The sequence below is a fragment of the Collinsella sp. AM38-1BH genome, from assembly GCF_003467545.1.
Taxonomy (GTDB): Bacteria; Actinomycetota; Coriobacteriia; order Coriobacteriales; family Coriobacteriaceae; genus Collinsella.
In genome coordinates this window covers 43019-63089 of record NZ_QSHC01000013.1, presented here as the reverse complement: position 1 = coordinate 63089, position 20071 = coordinate 43019, and the positions used below count along the sequence as shown (strand labels likewise).

Genomic DNA, 20071 nt, shown 5'->3' with positions numbered 1-20071 from the left:
GCAACGTCCTCATAGTTAAAACAAAGACCCGGGCGGCCTCGATGTCGCTCGGGTCTTGTAATGAGTATCCATACTCATATACCAGTTGGTCCTACCGACAAAAGAAAGGGGAGAGAACGTGAACAACTTTCTACGTTTGATTGGAAGGCGTCTCGTGGCGCTGCCGATCATGGCATTGGGCGTCACCGTCCTGGTGTTCTTCCTTATGTCGTTCTCCAAGACCGACCCCGCCTATACGGCGTTGGGTGACGGTGCCTCGCCCGAGGCGGTTGCCGAGTACCATGAGAAGTATGGTCTGGACGACCCCTGGCCCGTGCGCTACGTGCGCTATATGGGCGATTTGATCCATGGTGACATGGGCACCTATGGTGCTGCTCGCAACTCCGTTGCCAAGCGCATCTCCACGGCCCTGCCCGTCACGATGCAGCTGACCTTCATCGGTCTTGCCATCGGCGCGGTCGTCTCGTTTTTGCTCGGCGTCATCGCGGCACTGTATCGCGATAAATGGCCGGACCAAGTGATCCGCGTCTTCTCCATCGCCGGCTTGGCAACCCCGTCGTTCTGGCTTGCCGTCCTGTTGATCCTGCTGTTCTCTTCCTACCTTAAGGTGCTCCCGGCGTCCGGTGCTCTGCCTCACTTCACCACCAACCCGGCTGGCTATCTGGGACGTATGATCATGCCCGCTATCGCCCTGGCATTCCCGCTGACGGGCCAGATGACTCGTATCGTGCGTACCGCCATGGTCGAGGAGCTCGACAAGGATTATGTCCGCATGGCCCGTGGCGCCGGCGTTCCCGAGAAGGTCGTCGTCGGCATCAACGTTCTTCGCAACGCGCTGATCACCCCGGTCACCACCCTCGGTCTTAAGATCGGCTACCTCATGGGCGGTGCTGTCGTCATCGAGGTCATCTTCAACCTCCCCGGCATGGGTACTGCGATTCTGCAGGGCGTTCAGGGCAACGAGGCGAACCTGGTTCAGGGCGTCGTCATCGTCGTTGCTCTTGCCTTCATCATCATCAACATCGTGGTTGACATGCTCTACCTGCTCATCAACCCGCGCATCAGGACGGTGTAGATTATGGTAAAGATTCGAGAGAAGCAAACCGAGCAGCTCGAGAAAGCTGCCTCCAAGGGGCTCAAGCTCGGTGGCTGGAAGAAGATGACGCTGTCTTCTAAGATTGCCGCCGTCGTGCTGGCACTGGTCGCCCTGACCGCGATTCTGGCGCCCCTTCTTGCCCCCTATAGCCCGGTCGAGATTTTCACTGCTCGCCAGGCTCCCGGCAATGGATTTATCTTCGGTACCGACGATAAGGGCCGCGACATCCTGTCGCGTATGCTTTACGGTGGCCGTTACTCGCTGATCATCGGCTTCGGTGCTACTGCCATGGCTCTGGTCTGCGGCTCGGTCGTGGGCGCCCTCGCGGCGGTTTCGCGCAAGTCCGTTTCCGAGGCGATCATGCGCATCCTGGACATCATCATGTCCATCCCGGGCATCGCCCTCGCTGCCGTCTTCGTCTCCATCCTGGGCAACTCCGTGCCGTCGATCATCTTCGCCATCGGCTTTATGTACACTCCGCAGATTGCCCGTATCGTGCGCGCCAACATCGTGTCCGAGTACGGCGAGGACTATGTCCGCGCGGTCATCGTTTCCGGCGCCAAGGCTCCGTGGATTTTGATCAAGCATGTTCTGCGTAACTGCATCGCCCCGATCATGGTCTTCACCGTTACTCTGGTCGCCGACGCCATCATCTTCGAGGCCTCGCTGACCTTTATCGGCGCTGGTATCCAGGAGCCCACCGCTACCTGGGGCAACATCCTCGCCGACGCCCGCGGCGGCGTGCTCGCTGGCCGTTGGTGGCAGGCGCTGTTCCCGGGTCTGGCCATCATGATCACCTGCCTGGCGCTCAACATCCTCTCCGAGGGCATTACCGACGCCATGGCCGCTGCTCCCTCCGCCGCCCTGGATCCGACCGACTCCTCCAAGCGCCGCGAGGCCGACCTGCTGGTCTCCGACCCCGTTCGCGCTTACAAGGAGCAGGCTCAGTCCCTGTCCGCCCGTCTTGGCGCCCTGCGCGATGTCGAGCTCAAGCGTAACGACCGCCATGTGCCCGATGAGTCCGTTGAGCCGATCCTTTCGGTCCGTGATTTCTGCATCCAGTTTGAGCACCACGGTGATATCAACGTCGTCGACCACGTCAACTTTGATGTCCGTCCCGGCCAGACCATGGGCCTGGTCGGTGAGTCCGGCTGCGGTAAGTCCATCACCACGCTGGCCATCATGGGCCTGACCGACGATGACGAGCATCTTTCCGGTGAGGTTCTCTGGGAGGGCCGCGATCTGCTCAAGATGAGCAAGAAGGAGTGGTTCGGCCTGCGCGGTACCGATATCGCCATGGTCTATCAGGACGCCCTGTCCTCGCTCAACCCCTCCATGCTCATTTCCGCCCAGATGAAGCAGCTCACCAAGCGCGGCGGCACCCGTAGCGCCGAGGAGCTCCTGGAGCTCGTGGGCCTCGACCCCAAGCGTACGCTCGAGAGCTATCCGCATGAGCTTTCCGGTGGTCAGCGTCAGCGCGTTCTGATCGCTATGGCCCTTACCCGCGACCCCAAGCTGGTCATCTGCGACGAGCCCACGACCGCTCTGGACGTTACCGTCCAGAAGCAGGTCATCAAGCTGCTTAACGACCTTCAGGCCAAGCTCGGCTTTGCCATGATCTTCGTTTCGCACGACCTGGCACTGGTCGCCGAGGTCGCTCATAACATCACGGTTATGTACGCCGGTCAGGTTATCGAGCAGGCGCCCACCAAGGAGCTGCTCACCAACCCGATCCACGAGTACACTCGCGGTCTTCTGGGTTCCGTCCTGTCCATCGAGAGCGGTTCGGGCCGCCTGCACCAGGTGCCCGGCGCCGTTCCGAGCCCGCGCGATTTCCCCAAGGGCGATCGCTTCGCGCCCCGCTCGAGTCATCCGCGCATTGGCCTGGACACCCGTCCGGTTTTCAAGCGCGTGCCCGGCACCGAGCACTTCTATTCCGAGCTCCCCGATGAGGTGCTCAAGGCAAATGGTTTGACCCCTCACGCGGAGGTGATGTAGATGAGCGAGACCGCAGTCAACGGCGTCGAGCCGATCATCTTCCTTGATGACGTCCACGTCACCTTTAGGACCCGTACCGGCTCGATTCTGCACCCCAACCTGGTTCACGCCGTCCAGGGTGTAACGATTAAGCTCATGCCCGGTCAGACGATCGGCATCGTCGGCGAGTCCGGTTGCGGTAAGTCCACCACCGCCAACGTCATGTGCGGCCTGCAGGCCCCCACGAGCGGCAAGGTCTACTTTAAGGGCAAGGACGTTACCAAACGTACCGCCGAGGACCGTCGCCACATGGGTCGCGTCATCTCGGTCGTGTTCCAGAACCCGGCCACGGCGCTCAATCCCCGCATGGTCGTTCGCGAGCAGCTGCTCGACCCCATGCGCGTCCACAACCTGGGTACCGAGGCCGAGCAGGAGAAGCGCGTCAAGGAGCTCCTGGAGCTCACCGGTCTGCCCAGCTCCGCCGCCGAGGTTCTTCCCGGTCAGCTTTCGGGCGGCCAGCGTCAGCGCGTCGCAATTGCCCGTGCCCTGTCGCTGAACCCCGATGCCATCATCGCCGACGAGCCCACCTCGGCTCTGGACGTTTCGGTCCGCGCACAGATTCTGAACCTGTTGACCGACCTTAAGAAGGAGCTCGGCCTGGCCATGGTGTTCATCAGCCATGACATCCAGACGGTCCGCTATATCTCTGACGACATCATCGTTATGAATGGCGGCAGGATCGTCGAGCAGGGCGAGGCCAAGCAGGTCTTCCAGCACCCCCAGGACCCCTACACCAAGATGCTGCTCGGCGCTGCGCCGTCGCTGCTGCATCCCAAGCTCGGCGAGTAGCCTCGCTTTCCCTCCCGTGCGCCCGGTTCCCTTGCCGGGCGCACCTCCGTTGCGATTTCGAAAGGTTGGGTTCACGAGCCATGCCAAGTGCTCAGGAGCTACAACATCAATTTGGTGAATATCGAGGCGCCATGCCCCGTCCATCAGATTTCGATCTCTTTTGGAAGGATCGCATGGCCGAGGCCGACGCCGTCGGGCTTGACTATGCGATCGACACGGCATCGGTCACCGATGCCGCGACCTGTCAACTTTTCGACCTCTGGTATACCGGCATGTGTGGCGCTCGCCTGCATGCCAAGTACCTTAAACCCGTCTCGGACGAGCCCGTGCCATTGGTGCTTCAGTTCCATGGGTATCCGGGTGCAAGCCGGAGCTGGTTTGAGCAGGCGTCGTTTGCGGGCATGGGCATGGCACTCATCGCCCTCGACTGCCCCGGCCAAGGAGGTCCCTCCGAGGACATTGGTGGATTTGAGGGCACAACGGTTGCCGGGCATATCGTCGCCGGCATCGACGGCGACCCGGCCAACCTCTACTATGTCCGCTTGCACCAAGATATTCGCATCCTGTGCCGCATCGTTCGCGAGCTCGAGGGCATCGATCTTGCACGTGTGTTTGTGAACGGCGCGTCGCAGGGCGGCGGTTTGGGCATTGCGACCTGTGCGCTTAACAGAGAGCTTATCAATCGCGCCGCCATCCTCTATCCCTTCCTGTCAGATTTCCGCCTGGTCTGGGATTTGGGTGCCGACGACATTGCCTACGAGGGCCTGCGCTATTGGTCTCGCTGGTTTGACGAGGACTCGAGTCGTATTGACGAAGCCTATGCCAAGCTGGCGTACTTCGATTCCAAGAACTTTGCCCCTATGGTCAAATGCCCCGTGCTGTTTGGCACTGGCACAGCCGATATCGTCTGTCCGCCAGCGACGCAGTTTGCGGTCTATAACAACCTGACCTGCGAAAAGCGTCATGAGTTCTTTGAAGGCTTTGGCCACGAGGAGATTCAGGATTTTGACGATTTGATCATTCCGTTTTTCTGCAAGGGAGGGGAGGCTCATGTCTAAGTGCGAGAGCAATGTCAATGGGCTGATTGTCCCCGAGCTCGTGGGAATTCCTGGAACGGTTTCGTCAAGGCTCGCAGAATATCGGGACTGGCGCGGTGATGTCCAAGCAGATGTTTCTGATTTAGAGACATGCGCTTCGAATCTTGAGATTCAAGGCCTGGCCATTACGGCGATTGACTTTGTTAACCCCTGCGCCCGTTACTCGGAGGTCTCCTTTGAGCTCGGTGACGATGCGATTCACGCTCGTTTGATCGAGCCTGTCGGTCGTGCCCGAGTATCTGAGCGCGTGCCGCTGTGCCTGATGTTCCACGACATCGATCGGCCTGTGCGCGGCTGGCATCACATGACGAGATTTGCCGCCATGGGGTATGCCGTCCTCGCGCTGGATGACGATGTTGCTGGTGCGGACGACCTGCAGCGGGGGATTTCTTCGCCCGCTTTTGTCGAGCGCGTCCGTTGGGGTTGCGCGCTGGCGAAGGTGGCGCGCAATCTTGATGGCATGGACCCCGACCGCATCTTTGCATGGGGCGAGGGTCTAGGCGGCGGAGTCGCGCTGGCGGTTTCTGCTCTGGACGAGCGGGGTCTCGCCTGCACGGCGGTTGCCAATCCGCTTCCTGGCGGCCTCGAGGCGCTGTCGTCTCGGGTGCGCGGATCGGTGCTCATGGGCACATCGCTCATGGATACCGTGAGCGACCCCAAGGGTCAGTTTGCCGTATTCAACGGTCTTGAGTGTGACCGGAGGCATATCATCTATGCCAAATACGCTCACGAGCGCATCAATGCGTTCGAAAACGAAGTCGTCGACTTCTTTAACCAAACGTTCTACTCGTGTTCTTTGGCCTAGACGGCCTGAACACTGCCAACAAGAGTGGGTGGCACAGGGTCGCCCGCCAGACAACTAAGGAGATTCTTGTGGCAACTCAGAAATTCACCGGCGTTATCCCTCCCGTCGTTGTTCCCGATACCGAAGATCACCAGCTCGACGTTGCCTCCTTTGAGCGCAGCATTAACCGCATGATCGATGCCGGCGTCGATGGCCTGTTCTTCCTGGGCTCCTCGGGCGAGGTCGTCTTCTCCACCGACGAGCGTCGTCGCCAGATTATCGCCGAGGCCGTTCGTATCGTCGACCACCGTGTGCCCGTTCTGGTCGGCATCATCGATACCGAGACCGAGCGCATGATCGAGCACGGCAAGGTCGCTCAGGAGCTGGGCGCCGATGCCCTCGTCGCCACCTGCCCGTTCTATGCCCTGCAGGGCATGACCGAGGTTGAGGAGCACTTCCGCATCCTGCATGAGGAGCTCGACCTGCCCATCTTTGCCTATGACATTCCCGTCTGCGTTCACACCAAGCTCCCCTGGAAGCTCCTTGCCAAGCTCGGCGCCGAGGGCGTTCTGGCCGGCGTCAAGGATTCCTCGGGTGATGACATCTCGTTCCGCTACCTCGTTCAGGAGAACGAGAAGAACGGCCATCCGATGAGCATTCTCACCGGTCACGAGGTTGTTGTCGACGGCGCCTACCTCGGTGGCGCCGACGGTTCCGTCCCGGGTCTCGCCAACGTTGAGCCCGAGGGCTACGTGCGTCAGTGGAAGGCCGCTCAGGCTGGTGACTGGGCTACCGTCAAGGCCGAGCAGGATCGCCTCAATGAGATTTCGCACATTTGGGATGTCACCTCGGGCGTCCAGGGCTATGCCGGTGGCGTCGGCGCCTTCAAGACCGCTATGAACCTCATGGGCATCTTCGACAGCCCGACCATGCCGCGCCCGGTGAAGGCCATGACCGGCGAGAACGTCGAGGCGATTAAGAAGGTCCTTCAGGACAACGGTCTCCTGTAAAGCTTCCCCGGGCGCCCGACCTCGCCGTTCAACCGTGCGGCCATGACCCATTAGGTTAATGGCCACACGGTTTCTCGGCGATCTCGGGCACCTGGAAAACCTTTACCGCGCTGTGACGGCTAGCCTGACGGCGCATTTCCTGTAGTTGTTTTTTATCTCCTAAGGAGAGCGACATGGAGAACAAGTACGTCTGCTCTGTCGATATCGGCGGAACTAAGATCGCGACTGCCATCATGGAGTACCCGGCTGACGGCAGCGTGCCCCATCCCGTATTTGAGGCCGAGGTTCCCACCGAGGCCCAGGAGGGCGGCGAGGCCGTCTTCCAGCGTATCGAGGCGTCCATCAAGGCTGCTCTCGAGGCGAATCCCGATGTCGAGGTCCTTGGCGTCGGTATCGGTGCTGCCGGCGTCGTCGATCCCAAGACGGGCGCCATCGCGTATGCCAACGAGATCATGCCCGGCTGGTCCGGCGTCCAGTTGGGGCCGCGTCTGCGCGAGGACCTCGGTCTTCCCGTTGCCGTTGTAGGCGACGTGCAGGCTCATGCTCTGGGCGAGGCCCACTGGGGCGTCGGCAAGGGCAAGTTCTCCGTCTTGTGTCTTGGCATCGGTACGGGCATCGGCGGCGCATATGTCGAGAACGGCCGCGTGATGCAGGGCTTCCATGGTGCTGCCGGTCATATGGGCCACATCGAGTGCTCGGCTGCCGCCGGCATTCCCTGCGCCTGCGGGCGTTCCGGCCATCTGGAGTCGGTTGCTTCGGGCACTTCCATTGGTCGTATGTACGATGAGCGCTTTGGTCGCGTCGACCCCAGCCGTCCTTCGGTCGGTCGCGATGTGAACGACCTGTGCCGTGCGGGCGACGCAAAGGCGACCGAGGTCATCCATGACGCCGGCTTTGCGCTGGGTGCCAGCTTGGGCTCGCTCGCTAACATCCTGGACCCTGAGGTCATCGTGCTTTCGGGTGGCGTGATTCACCAAGGTCCCGATTGGCGTTCGCAGACGTGGAAGGATTCGGTGCACGAGGGCTATGCCAGCCAAGCGCTCGATCCGCTTCAGGACACGCCGATCCTCATCGGTTCTCTGGAGGGCGATGCTCCGCTCATCGGTGCCGCTGAGCATCTTCTTGCCTCGTTGAAGTAAACGTATCTGCTGTAGGAGCCTCCCGAGACAACAGGCCTCGGGAGGCTGTTCTAAGAAAGGTTGCAGCCTTATGACCGTCGATCCTTTGATTCAATCCCTGAAGGGCAAGCTCGTCGTGAGCGTTCAGGCGTATATGGGCGAGCCGCTTCGTACGCCCGAGACCATGGCGCAAATGTCTCGCGCTTGCGAGCTCGGCGGCGCCGCCGCCATTCGCTGCCAGGGCCTTGCCGACATTGCCGCCATTAAGGGTCGCTGTGAGGTTCCCGTCATCGGCCTGTGGAAGGATGGGCACGAGGGCGTTTACATCACGCCGACGCTGCGCCACGCTCGCGCCTGCGTTGCTGCGGGTGCCGATATCGTGGCGATCGACGCCACCGATCGTCCGCGTCCCGATGGCAAGACCGTCGAAGATACTTTCCGTCCGCTGCACGAGGAGGGCGTGCTCCTGATGGCCGACTGTGCCACCATCGAGGATATTCGTCGTGCTGTCGACATGGGCTTCGACCTGGTGTCCACCACGCTGTCTCATGGTGTTGCCGCCATCGACTGCACCATGGCCGATGGCCCCGATCTGCCGCTCCTGCGTCAGGCGACCGAGGAATTCCCCGGCCTTCCCATCATTTGCGAGGGTCGCGTGCATACGCCCGAGGAGGCTCGCGCCGCGATCGATGCTGGCGCCTGGGCCGTTGTCGTCGGCACCGCCATCACGCACCCCACGAGTATTACGAGTTGGTTCAAGGCTGCGCTTGAGGCGTAAGACAGGCCTCGTATCCGCTCGGGGCGGTATACTCAATATAGGCAATTGACCGCGCGGGATCCGGGTTGCTGGGTCCCGCGCTTGTTTTCGGGAGGCAACACATGCAAAAGGGAGATGCCATGGATGCGGCGGAGCGCTCGGAGCGCATCCCCGATATCGTCATCATCACCGGAATGTCCGGATCAGGCCGCACACAGGCCATGCACGTGTTCGAGGACATGGGCTATTTTTGCATCGATAACCTGCCTCCGCGTCTCATCGCCCAGCTTGCCGAGCTCGTCGGCATCAATACGGGCGTGGGCAGGCATCTCGCCGTCACCTGCGATTTGCGTAGCCAGGGACTGTTTGACGAGTTGCTCGATGCGGTCGCCGCTCTCGAAGAGCGCGAGATGAGCTGCGACATCGTGTTCCTGGAGGCTTCTGACGAGGTGCTGATTCGTCGCTACAGCGAAAATCGCCGCCGTCATCCCATTGCCAAGCCGGGGGAGACTACGGCCGATGCCATTCAGCGCGAGCGCCTTCAGCTGCAGGGCGTGCGCGACCGAGCCGATATGATTATCGACACGAGCCGTCTGCGCACCTCTGCGCTGCGCAACAAGCTGCGTATGGCATTTTCCGAGCTGTCCGACCAGCAGCTCATGGACGTCCACGTGTTCTCGTTTGGCTTTAAGCACGGCATGCCCGTCGAGGCGGACATTATGATCGACGTCCGCTTCCTGCCTAATCCGTTCTACGATCCCGAGATGCGCACGATGACCGGTCTCGATAAAAAGGTCTCCGATTTTGTTCTGGACCATCCCAAGACGCAGGAGTTTTGGAAGGCTTGGACACAGCTGCTCGATACGGTGATGCCGGGCTATATCGCGGAGGGCAAGCCGCAGCTTTCTATCGCCATCGGCTGTACAGGCGGCCAGCACCGCAGCGTTGCCATTGCCGAAGCCACGGCACGTTATTTGGAAGGCGCCCAATATCACGTGAGCATTTCCCATCGCGACCTGTCGCGCGCCAACACGAAGGCATAGGCCTGCATGTCGTTTACCGCTGAGGTGCGCGACGAGCTTGCGCGCTGCGAACCCGAATGTGAATACTGCGATTTGTCGACGCTTGCCGCCCTCACGCGCGTGAGCGGTACGCTCTCGCTTACCGGCTCTGGGCGGTATCGTTTGACGGTTGCGACTGAGACGGGAGCCGTTGCGCGCACGATGATCACGCTGACGCATCGCATCCTTAAGCTCAAAACGGAGTTCACCGTCCGTAAATCTGTATTGCATAAGGTTCGAAACTACCTCATCACCTTGCCCGATCAACCCGACCTGGATAAGGCTCTGGTGCTGCTGGGTATCCTCGACCGTAGGGGAGGACTTGTTGCCGGCGTGCCCCGACATATCGTTGCCCGTCCTTGCTGTAGACTTGCCTATATCCGCGGCGCGCTCATCGCGGGCGGCTTCGTGGCCGATCCACGCGGCGATTTTCATTTGGAGATCGCGGTGCAGGGCGAGCAATATGCCAAGGGGCTTTGCGATCTGTTGGAGCAGGTTGGGGTCCATGCTCGTGTTAATGCACGGCGGGGGTCATATGCCGTGTACATTAAGAGTGCCGAGGAAATCGAGCATCTTTTAAAGCTGATTGGTGCCAAGCGCAGCGTTGCCGAGATTGAGGAGGCGCGCGCGGTCAAGTTGGTTAAGAACGATGTGAACCGTCGCGTGAACGCCGAGCTCGCCAACCAGACCAGAAGCGCCGGTGCTGCCCAACATCAGCTTGCGCTTATCGATGAGCTCGAACAGCGGGGTTTGCGCGACACGCTTCCGGATGCCTTGGCGGTCTTTTGCGACCTGCGCGAGCGCTATCCCGATCTTTCGCTGCGTGATTTAGGGGAGATGGCTGACCCTCCCTTGTCGAAGTCTGCCCTCTACCATCGAGTTTTGAGGCTTGAAAAGCTCATTGAAGCAAACAGGTAGGTTAAAGTATCGACTTATATACGGATTTAGCTGCTATTTTATTCTTTAAAGCGTTTTAACGCAAATTTGATTTTCAATTTCGAGCATTCTCGTGAAATTCAAGTCAAAAAAAAGGTATATTAGGCGAGTGGTTAGTTTGTGGGCCTCAACGGCGGGCGCTGTAGCTCGCGGGGGCCTTACGAAAGGAGACACAATGGCAGTAAAGGTTGCTATTAACGGCTTCGGTCGCATCGGTCGTCTGGCTTTCCGTCAGATGTTCGGTCATGAGGGCTCCGAGATCGTCGCTATCAACGACCTCACCTCTCCCGATATGCTCGCTTACCTGCTGAAGTACGACTCCACGCAGGGCAACTACGCTCGCGATCACGAGGTCGTTGCTGGCGAGGATTCCATCACCGTTGACGGCAAGGAGATCAAGATCTACAAGGAGGCCGACGCCAACAACCTGCCTTGGGGCGACCTCGACGTCGACGTCGTTCTCGAGTGCACCGGTTTCTACACCAGCAAGGCTAAGGCTCAGGCCCACATCAACGCTGGCGCCAAGAAGGTCGTCATCTCCGCTCCGGCTGGCAGCGATCTGCCCACCATCGTGTACAACGTCAACCATGAGACGCTGACCGCTGATGACAACATCATCTCCGCTGCCTCCTGCACGACGAACTGCCTCGCCCCGATGGCCAAGGGCCTGAACGACTTCGCCCCCATCGTCTCCGGCATCATGACCACCATCCACGCCTTCACCGGCGACCAGATGCCGCTCGACGGCCCGCAGCGCAAGGGCAACTTCCGTCGCTCCCGCGCCTGCTCCGAGAACATCGTCCCGAACACCACGGGCGCTGCCAAGGCCATCGGCCTGGTTCTCCCCGAGCTCAACGGCAAGCTCATCGGTGCCGCCCAGCGCGTCCCGACGCCGACCGGCTCGCTGACCAACCTCTACGCCGTCGTTGACAAGAAGGTCACCGTCGACGAGGTCAACGCTGCCATGAAGGCCTACGCCGAGACCATCCCCGATACCTTCGCCTACAACGAGGACCAGATCGTCTCCCGCGACATCGTCGGCGAGACCCACGGCTCCATCTTCGACGCCACTCAGACCATGTGCTCTGACCTCGGCAACGGCCAGACCCTCGTTCAGGTCACCTCTTGGTACGACAACGAGAACTCTTACACCTCTCAGATGGTCCGCACCATCAAGTACTTCGAGAAGTTCGTTGCCTAATTTGGCTTTTAGCGAATAGCTCGTTGAGCGTCTAAAGAAGGGCGCGGCCTTATAGGGCTTACACCCTAGGGTCGCGCCCTTTTTATAAGAAATCGTCTGCCGTAATGGGAGGCAGACACGTACGAAAGGTAGAAGCAAACATGGCCTTTACCAAGAAGACCGTCCGCGACATCGATGTCGACGGCAAGCGCGTTCTCGTCCGCGTTGACTTTAACGTGCCTATCAAGGATGGCGTCGTTGGCGACACCACCCGTATCAAGGCTGCCCTGCCCACCATCAACTATCTCGTTGAGCACAACGCTCGCGTCATCCTCATGAGCCACCTCGGCCGTCCCGATGGCACCGGCTTCCAGCCCGAGCTGTCCCTCGAGCCCGTCGCCAAGAAGCTCGCCGAGCTCTCCGGTCTCGACGTTACCTTTGTCGCCGACACTTACGGCGAGAAGGCCGCCGAGGCCGTTGCCGCCGTCGAGCCGGGCAAGGTCCTCGTTCTCGAGAACGTCCGCTTCGATAAGCGTGAGAAGAAGAACGATCCCGAGATCGCTAAGAAGCTCGCTTCTTATGGTGACGTCTTCGTTCTCGATGCCTTCGGCACCGCTCACCGCGCCCAGGGTTCCGTCGTGGGCCCCGCCGCTTACCTGCCTGCCGTCGCTGGCTTCCTGCTCGAGAAGGAGGTCGACACGCTGACCGGCATCTTCGCCGAGCCCGAGCGCCCCTTCGTCGCCATCGTCGGCGGTTCCAAGGTTTCCTCCAAGATCGGCGTTCTCGATCACCTTATCGACTCTGCTGACACCCTGATCATCGGTGGCGGTATGGCCTACACCTTCTTCCTGGCTCAGGGCCTGTCCGTCGGTCAGTCTCTCAAGGAAGAGGACTGGGTCGAGCGCGCTGGCGAAATGCTCAAGAAGGCCGAGGAGAAGGGCGTCAAGATCCTGCTCCCCATCGACAACCGTGTTGCCGATCACTTTGGTGAGGACGCTGTCCCCGAGGTTGTCGCTTCCGACGCTATCCCTGACGACCGTGAGGGCATGGACATCGGTCCTAAGACCGAGGAACTTTACGCCGAGGCTGTCAAGGGTGCCAAGACTGTGTTCTGGAACGGCCCCATGGGCGTCTTCGAGTTCGATAACTTCGCTCACGGCACCCAGGCTATCGCCGAGGCTGTCGCCGAGGCCGACTGCACCTCGATCATCGGCGGTGGCGACTCTGTCGCAGCTGTCAACAAGTTCAACCTGGCCGACAAGATGAGCTGGATCTCCACCGGTGGTGGCGCTTCCATGGAGCTCGTCGAGGGTAAGGCCCTGCCCGGAGTGGAGGCGCTTCTCGATGCCTAATCGCACCCTTCTTATCGCTGGTAACTGGAAGATGAACAACGACGTCGCCGAGGCCGCCAAGCTCGCCGACGAGCTGGCTCAGGCTCTGCCCGAGGTTCCGGCTGGCGTCGAGGTGCTCGTCTGCCCTCCGACCATCGACATCACCACGGTTCATGACCGCATTCAGGCTGCCCCCATCGCCCTCGGTGCACAGAACGTGTACTGGGAGGCCAAGGGTGCCTTCACCGGTGAGTCCTCTTGCGACATGCTCAAGTCCGCTGGCTGCACCTACTGCATCATCGGCCACTCCGAGCGTCGTGACTACTTCCACGAGACTGACGAGGACCAGAACAAGAAGGCCAAGGCCCTCGTTGCCGCCGGTCTTGTTCCCGTCTTCTGCTGCGGCGAGTCCCTCGAGGTCCGCGAGGCCGGCACCTATGTCGAGCACGTCGTGAACCAGGTCAAGGCTGGCCTTGCTGGTCTTGAGATCACCTGCCCCAAGCAGGTCGTCGTCGCCTACGAGCCCATCTGGGCCATCGGCACCGGCAAGACCGCTACTGCTGAGGACGCTCAGGAGGTCTGCGGCGCTATCCGTGAGACCCTCAAGGAGATGTTTGGCGAGGAGCTCGCCGACGGCATCCGCGTCCTGTACGGTGGTTCCGCCAAGCCCGGCAACATTGCCGAGCTCGTCGCCAAGCCCGACGTTGACGGCGCCCTCGTGGGCGGCGCTTCGCTCAAGGCTGCCGACTTCGCCTCTATGGTCGTCAAGGCAGGCGAGTAGGACATATGGCACAGCGTCATCTTCCTGCACTCCTGATTATCATGGACGGCTGCGGCCTTGCTCCGGCCGATGGCGAGAACGCCGTCGCCGCTGCCAAGACGCCCTTCCTTGATAGCCTGTACGAGAAGTATCCCCACACTACGCTCGGCGCTTCGGGCGAGGACGTGGGCCTTCCCGACGGTCAGATGGGCAACTCCGAGGTGGGTCACCTCAACATCGGTGCCGGCCGTATCGTGTTCCAGGAGCTTTCGCGCATCAACAACGCCATCAAGGATGGCTCCATCGCCAAGAACGAGGTCTTCGTCAAGGCTATGGACGACGTCAAGGCTGACGGCAAGACCCTTCACCTCATGGGTCTTATGAGCCCTGGCGGTGTTCATTCTCACATGAACCACGTCGAGGCCCTGGTCAAGATGGCTGCCGAGCACGGTGTCAAGACCGTTCGCGTCCACGCCTTCATGGATGGCCGCGACGTTGACCCGCAGTCCGGTGCCGGTTACATGAGTGAGTTCTGCGCCTTCCTGGCCAAGATCTCCGAGGAGACCGGTTGCGACGCTCGCGTTGCCACCGTCTCGGGCCGTTATTGGGCCATGGACCGCGATAATCGTTGGGAGCGCATCCAGCGCGCCTACGACGTCATGGTCAACGCTTCCGATGCCGATACCGACCCCGTTGCCGGTATCAAGGCCTACTACGAGAAGGACCCGCGCGGCGACGAGTTCGTCGAGCCCTTCGCTGCCCACAACGAGGGCATCCACGAGGGCGACGCGGCCATCTTCTTCAACTTCCGTCCCGACCGCGCTCGTCAGATGACCCGCGTGTTCACGGACAAGGAGTTCGACGGCTTTGAGCGCGAGCAGATCAAGCTTTCGCACTTTGTGACGATGACCGAGTACGATCCGACGTTTGACGTCGAGGTCGCTTTCCCCAAGACGTTCCCCGAGAACGTCCTGGCCGACGTTATCGCCGCCAACGGCCTGAAGCAGCTGCACACCGCCGAGACCGAGAAGTACGCCCATGTGACGTTCTTCCTCAACGGCGGCATCGAGGAGCCCAAGGAGGGCGAGGAGCGCGTGCTCGTCGCTTCCCCCAAGGTCGCTACCTACGATCTGCAGCCTGAGATGAGCGCTCCCGAGGTTACTGAGAAGCTTGTCGCCGCCATCAACGAGGATCGCGCTGATTTCTACATCGTGAACTTCGCGAACTGCGACATGGTTGGTCACACCGGTGTCTTCGACGCCGCCGTTAAGGCCGTCGAGGCTGTTGACGATGCCCTGTCCAAGGTTGTCCCGGCGATTCTCGCCAAGGGCGGCTTTGCGCTGATTACCGCCGACCACGGCAACGCCGATCACATGTTTGACGTTGCTTCCGACGGTTCTAAGCATCCGTTTACGGCTCACACCACCAACCGCGTGCCGTTCATCATCGTTGATGAGAAGGCCAAGCTCACTGGTATCGAGGACGGCCGTCTTTCCGATATCGCTCCGACCATGCTCACCATGGCTGGTATTGAGCCTTCCGCCGAGATGACGGGCCGCGTGCTCGCCACCGAGGCCTAATAGAAAACAAATACCGTTTTCTAGTAAGGGGGTCGTCCACAACGGGACAACCCCCTTTTTGGTATTTCTGCCATTTCCGCCCCGTCCTTGAGTGGCAGGTAGGGGAGAGCGGGGGATTGTGGTACAGTACTGGAGTTTGAACTGTTCTATTAAGGAGCTTATCTATGGGTCCGTTCCAGATTCTTCTGTTTGTCGTTTGGGCTGTCTCTGCCGTGGCGCTGACGATTCTCGTCCTGATGCATTCCGGTAAGGGCACCGGCGTTTCGGATATGATCGCTAGCTCGCTGTATAACTCCAGCTCTGCCACGGGCGTCATGGAGCAGAACCTCGATCGCCTGACGGTAATTATGGCCGTTGTTTTTGCCGTGTGCGTCGTCCTGTGCATGTTCTTCTTCCCGCAGGGCATCGTCGGCTACTAAGCATCGGCGTATATACGTTTGAAAAGGGTCCCGCATGTGCGGGGCCCTTTTTGTTTACAGACTTGTAACAGAGCCAGAATATCACCACATACTTCGCCCAACTAAAGAAATTCTCGACCGTTAACCGGAATTAGCCCCAAATCGTGCATAAAATGCGCTACTGTATTGCAAAACGTTGCTCCGTTGTGCATAACCAGCCATAGCAACGGACGGCGTTTTGATGGTTCGGATCGGATTGCCTCGACATGTGTCCGACTGAACATTTCTTTGTCCTATCTCATAAGGAGGATGGCATGGCTGATTCTATGTTCCACCAGCCCGTTATGGGTCGTCGCGCCTTTGTCGGCGGCACCCTTGCTGCGAGCTCCATGGCTTTTCTTGCCGCATGTGGCAAGAAGGGCGGCGACGCTTCCGGTTCTGAGTCCGGTTCGACGCTGAACTTCTACATCAACAACCCGGTCTGCATCGACCCCTACAATGTCCAGGAGGACCAGGGCACTCAGGTCGAGTACCAGCTCTTTGACGCTCTGACCTCTTATGACGCCGAGAAGGGCGAGATCGTTCCGCTGGCTTGCGAGTCCTTCGAGGCCAACGACGACGCCACCGAGTTTACCTTCAAGATCAAGAAGGCCAAGTTCCACAACGGTGACGACGTTACCTCCAAGTCCTTCAAGCTCGGTTGGGAGCGTCTGGTCAACACCAAGTCGGCCATCGCTACCGAGTATGGCCCTTCCGAGGTCTCCTATCACCTTTCCATGGTCGAGGGCTATGACGATCTGCTTGCCGGTAACGCTACCGAGCTCAGCGGTGTTACCTGCCCCGACGATGAGACCCTCGTCGTCAAGCTGTCTTCCGCTTACGCCGACTTCCCCTTCGTCGCCTCTCACCCGGCTTTGGCCCCGGTTCCCGAGTGCGCCGAGTCCGATGCCAAGAGCTTCTATCTTGCACCGGTCGGTAACGGCCCGTTCATGATGGACGGCAAGTGGGAGGATGGTCAGGAGATCAACCTCAAGAAGTTCGACGATTACTATGGCGACAAGGCCAAGATCGATGGCATCCACTTCCAGGTCATCAAGGACATGGAGACTGCTTACAAGGAGTTCCAGGCCGGTAACCTCGACGTCTGCGACGTTCCCGTTGCTCAGATCGACGCCGCCAAGAAGGATCGCGGCGTGTCCAAGGACGGCTACACCATGGGCGACGGCGAGCGCATGCTGCTCGGCTCCGAGCCTTCCACCTACTACCTGACCTGCAACAACACGGCCGAGCCGTTCAACAACGCCGACCTGCGCAGGGGTATCTCCCTGGCCATTAACCGTGAGGCCATCTGCAAGACCATCTTCAAGGGTACCCGTACCCCCGCCGACGGCATTGTTCCTCCGGGCATCGATGGCTACAAGGAGGGCGCATGGGAGTTCTGCGCCTACGACGTCGACAAGGCTAACGAGTACCTCGACAAGGTTGCTCCCGCTGACGCCAACGGCGATCGTGGCATTAACGTGACCCTTTCCTACAACCAGGACGGTGGCCACAAGGAGATCATGGAGTCCATCATCGGCGACCTCGCCAAGGTTGGCGTTACCGCTACTTCCGATACCCCTGAGTGGTCTGCCCTGCTCGAGCAGTATCAGAACTTCAACTATCAGTTCGGTCGTCTGGGTTGGATTGCCGACTACCCGATCATGGACAACTTCCTGTATCCGCTGTTCCACTCCGACTCCCTCGGTGGCGACAACCGCTCTGGTTACAACAACCCCGAGTTCGACGCCAAGGTCGACGAGGCTCGTACCACGGTTGACGATGAAGAGCGCGTCGCTAAGATGCAGGAGGCCGACGCAATGGTCGCTGCCGACTGCCCGGTCATCCCGGTGATGTTCTACACGCACACCATCGTCGGCTCCGATCGCATCAAGCACCTCTATGTCGATCCGCAGAAGCATGCCGAGCTGGGTACCGCTGAGCTCGCCTAAGAGTTTGCAGCTTCCGTGAGGGTCAAGTATTTACGTAGACCTCATGGGAAACATACAGTTCTCCCTAACCTGGGGTAAACTGGCTGATGGTAATTTTGGGATGCCGGTCTGGCGATCGGCATCCCATTTAGGTTAATCCCTAGATAGGGGAGTGGTATGGGTAAGTACATCGTTAAACGTGTGCTTCAGTTCATCCCGGTGTTTTTGGGCGTTACGCTGATTCTGTTCGCCCTCCAGAATATCGTGCCGGGAGATCCGATCAAGCTGATCGGTGGAGACAAGGCTCTGTCCCCCGAGGTGGAGCTTCAGCTTCGCGTCCGCTATCACCTGGTCCAGTCGGACGAGGATGGCAACGCGATCCTTGACGAGAACGGCGACCCCGTTCAAACGTCGCTCGTGGACCGTTACTTGTATTACATGAACGGCCTGCTTCATGGCGATCTGGGCAATTCGTATCAGCGCAAGCTGCCGGTTACGGAAATCTTTGCCCAGAAGTATCCGTATACGGTCAAACTTGCCGCGTGCGCCATCGTGCTCGAGGCAATCATGGGTATCGGTGCGGGTATCATTTCGGCGGTTAAGCGTTATTCCTTCTGGGATATTTTGGTAACGCTCACCACTTCGATCCTCGTTGCCGTCCCGGCTTTCTGGCTCGGTATGTTGCTGCAACTGTTCTTTGGCGTCATTCTCAAGGACGCCACGGGCGGTGCATTCTCCATGCCGATCTCGGGTGCCGGCGGTTCCAGCTCTCAGTATCAGGATTGGATGCACTATGTGCTTCCGACCATTACGCTGGCTTCGGTTTCGACCGCTTACGCCGCCCGCATTATGCGCTCGCAGCTGCTTGACGTCATGAACCAGGATTACATCCGTACGGCAAAGGCCAAGGGTCTCTCCAATCGCGCGATCATCATCAAGCACGCGCTTAAGAATGCACTCATCCCCGTCGTTACCTATATTGGTGTCGACTTTGGCGGCATGCTTTCGGGCGCCATCCTGACCGAGACGGTCTTTAACTGGCCCGGTATCGGCTATGAGGTCTATCGCGCCATTAGCATGCGTGACTGGCCCATCGTTATGGGCGGCGTTACGCTCATCGTCGTCGTCGTCATGGTGATCAACCTGCTCGTCGACATTAGCTATGCATTCCTCGACCCGCGCATCCGCCTTGGCGGTCCGTCGGATAAGGCCTAAGGGAGGTACGTCTCATGCAGGAAACTGATTCTCAGTCTCAGGAGCAGGCTACCGCCACCAAGGCCGCATCTGCTCCCGCTAAGTCCCGCACACTGTGGGGCGACGCTTTTAAGCGTCTTCGTAAGAACAAGCTCGCCGTTATCGGTGTCTGCTGGATCATCATCGTCGTTGTGGTTGCCCTGACCGCAGATCTGTGGGCTAAGCCCTGGCTCGGTTCGCCGACGGCTTCCGACTCGACCACCATGGCCGAGACGTCGCTGCTGGCTCCGTGTGCCGAGCACCCGTTTGGTACCGACGCCCTTGGCCGTGACATTCTTGTCCGTGTTATCTACGGTGCACGCGTTTCGCTTTCCGTCGGCATTATGGCCACCGCAATCTCCACGGTGATCGGTCTGGTCATGGGTGCTCTGGCCGGTTTCTACGGCGGTATCTGGGATACGATCATCATGCGCTGCGCGGATATCTTCCTGGCATTCCCGTACGTGCTGTTCGTTGTCGCCATGATCGCCGTTATCGGCCGTGGTCTTCAGAACGTCTTTATCGCCATCGGTATTCTCGGCTGGCCTTCGATTGCGCGCGTCTTCCGATCCGCGATCCTGACGGTCAAGGAAAACGACTATGTTGACGCTGCGCGCGCGATGGGTGCATCTGATGCTCGTATCGTCGTGCGTCACATCTTCCCGAACTCCGTCGCTTCCATCGTGGTCTACGCGACTATGAACATTGGTGGCGCCATTCTGACCGAGTCCGCTCTGTCCTTCCTCGGCATGGGCGTTATTCCGCCTACGCCTTCGTGGGGCTCCATGATTCAGGATGGTCAGCAGTATCTGCTGACTGCTCCCTGGATGATGATCATGCCCGGTCTGGCAATTCTCTCGACGGTGCTCGCCTTCACCCTGCTGGGTGACGGTCTGCGCGACGCCCTCGACGTCAAGATGAAGGACGCATAAGG

The 20071-nt window shown here is 59.8% G+C and carries 18 protein-coding genes; all 18 read left to right on the top strand.

Features of this window, described 5'->3' with window-relative positions; all coding sequences use genetic code 11:
• Positions 1-118 precede the first annotated feature (118 nt).
• The 18 genes from DW870_RS06880 to DW870_RS06795 all read left to right on the top strand — a co-directional run bounded on the left by DW870_RS06880 (position 119) and on the right by DW870_RS06795 (position 20069).
• Positions 119-1075 (top strand): ABC transporter permease, encoded by a 957-nt coding sequence (locus tag DW870_RS06880; RefSeq protein WP_022094871.1) that lies wholly within the window; start codon positions 119-121, stop codon positions 1073-1075.
• 3 nt (positions 1076-1078) lie between these two features.
• A complete protein-coding gene (locus DW870_RS06875) occupies positions 1079-3094 on the top strand; it encodes a dipeptide/oligopeptide/nickel ABC transporter permease/ATP-binding protein (protein WP_117848733.1) in 2016 nt (671 codons plus the stop codon).
• Positions 3095-3922 (top strand): ABC transporter ATP-binding protein, encoded by an 828-nt coding sequence (locus tag DW870_RS06870; protein ID WP_117848735.1) that lies wholly within the window; start codon positions 3095-3097, stop codon positions 3920-3922.
• Positions 3923-4002: 80 nt separating this feature from the next.
• Positions 4003-4980, top strand: coding sequence for an acetylxylan esterase (locus tag DW870_RS06865; RefSeq protein WP_117848737.1), 978 nt, complete (start codon positions 4003-4005; stop codon positions 4978-4980).
• Positions 4973-5824, top strand: coding sequence for an acetylxylan esterase (locus DW870_RS06860; protein ID WP_117848739.1), 852 nt, complete (start codon positions 4973-4975; stop codon positions 5822-5824). Before DW870_RS06865 ends, DW870_RS06860 begins: the two co-directional genes overlap by 8 nt.
• 68 nt (positions 5825-5892) lie before the next feature.
• Entirely contained in the window at positions 5893-6813 is a 921-nt protein-coding gene (locus DW870_RS06855) for a dihydrodipicolinate synthase family protein (RefSeq protein ID WP_035138887.1), read from the top strand.
• Between the two features lie 173 nt (positions 6814-6986).
• A complete protein-coding gene (locus DW870_RS06850) occupies positions 6987-7952 on the top strand; it encodes an ROK family protein (RefSeq protein WP_022094876.1) in 966 nt (321 codons plus the stop codon).
• 70 nt (positions 7953-8022) lie between these two features.
• Positions 8023-8709, top strand: a complete 687-nt coding sequence (locus DW870_RS06845; protein ID WP_022094877.1) for an N-acetylmannosamine-6-phosphate 2-epimerase — start codon at positions 8023-8025, stop codon at positions 8707-8709.
• A gap of 101 nt (positions 8710-8810) precedes the next feature.
• On the top strand, positions 8811-9731 hold the full coding sequence (rapZ, locus tag DW870_RS06840) for an RNase adapter RapZ (protein ID WP_022094878.1): 921 nt from the start codon (positions 8811-8813) through the stop codon (positions 9729-9731).
• A gap of 6 nt (positions 9732-9737) precedes the next feature.
• Positions 9738-10667: a DNA-binding protein WhiA gene (gene whiA / locus DW870_RS06835; RefSeq protein ID WP_117848741.1), complete on the top strand. Its 930-nt coding sequence runs from the start codon at positions 9738-9740 to the stop codon at positions 10665-10667.
• 193 nt (positions 10668-10860) lie between these two features.
• Complete coding sequence (gene gap, locus DW870_RS06830; protein ID WP_117848743.1) at positions 10861-11886, top strand: type I glyceraldehyde-3-phosphate dehydrogenase; 1026 nt, start codon at positions 10861-10863, stop codon at positions 11884-11886.
• 140 nt (positions 11887-12026) lie between these two features.
• The gene (gene pgk / locus DW870_RS06825) at positions 12027-13217 is read left to right on the top strand and encodes a phosphoglycerate kinase (protein ID WP_117848745.1); all 1191 of its coding nucleotides are present in this window, start codon (positions 12027-12029) and stop codon (positions 13215-13217) included.
• Entirely contained in the window at positions 13210-13977 is a 768-nt protein-coding gene (gene tpiA / locus DW870_RS06820; RefSeq protein ID WP_089572945.1) for a triose-phosphate isomerase, read from the top strand. Before pgk ends, tpiA begins: the two co-directional genes overlap by 8 nt.
• 5 nt (positions 13978-13982) lie before the next feature.
• Complete coding sequence (gene gpmI, locus DW870_RS06815; protein WP_117877273.1) at positions 13983-15536, top strand: 2,3-bisphosphoglycerate-independent phosphoglycerate mutase; 1554 nt, start codon at positions 13983-13985, stop codon at positions 15534-15536.
• A gap of 164 nt (positions 15537-15700) precedes the next feature.
• On the top strand, positions 15701-15955 hold the full coding sequence (gene secG, locus DW870_RS06810; protein ID WP_006236144.1) for a preprotein translocase subunit SecG: 255 nt from the start codon (positions 15701-15703) through the stop codon (positions 15953-15955).
• Positions 15956-16248: 293 nt separating this feature from the next.
• Positions 16249-17925, top strand: a complete 1677-nt coding sequence (locus DW870_RS06805; RefSeq protein WP_233547403.1) for an ABC transporter substrate-binding protein — start codon at positions 16249-16251, stop codon at positions 17923-17925.
• A 156-nt stretch (positions 17926-18081) separates the two neighbouring features.
• Positions 18082-19119 carry an ABC transporter permease gene (locus tag DW870_RS06800; RefSeq protein WP_117877270.1) on the top strand — a complete coding sequence of 346 codons (1038 nt, stop codon included), beginning with the start codon at positions 18082-18084 and terminating at the stop codon, positions 19117-19119.
• A 14-nt stretch (positions 19120-19133) separates the two neighbouring features.
• Positions 19134-20069 carry an ABC transporter permease gene (locus DW870_RS06795; protein ID WP_055286934.1) on the top strand — a complete coding sequence of 312 codons (936 nt, stop codon included), beginning with the start codon at positions 19134-19136 and terminating at the stop codon, positions 20067-20069.
• Positions 20070-20071: the final 2 nt, after the last annotated feature.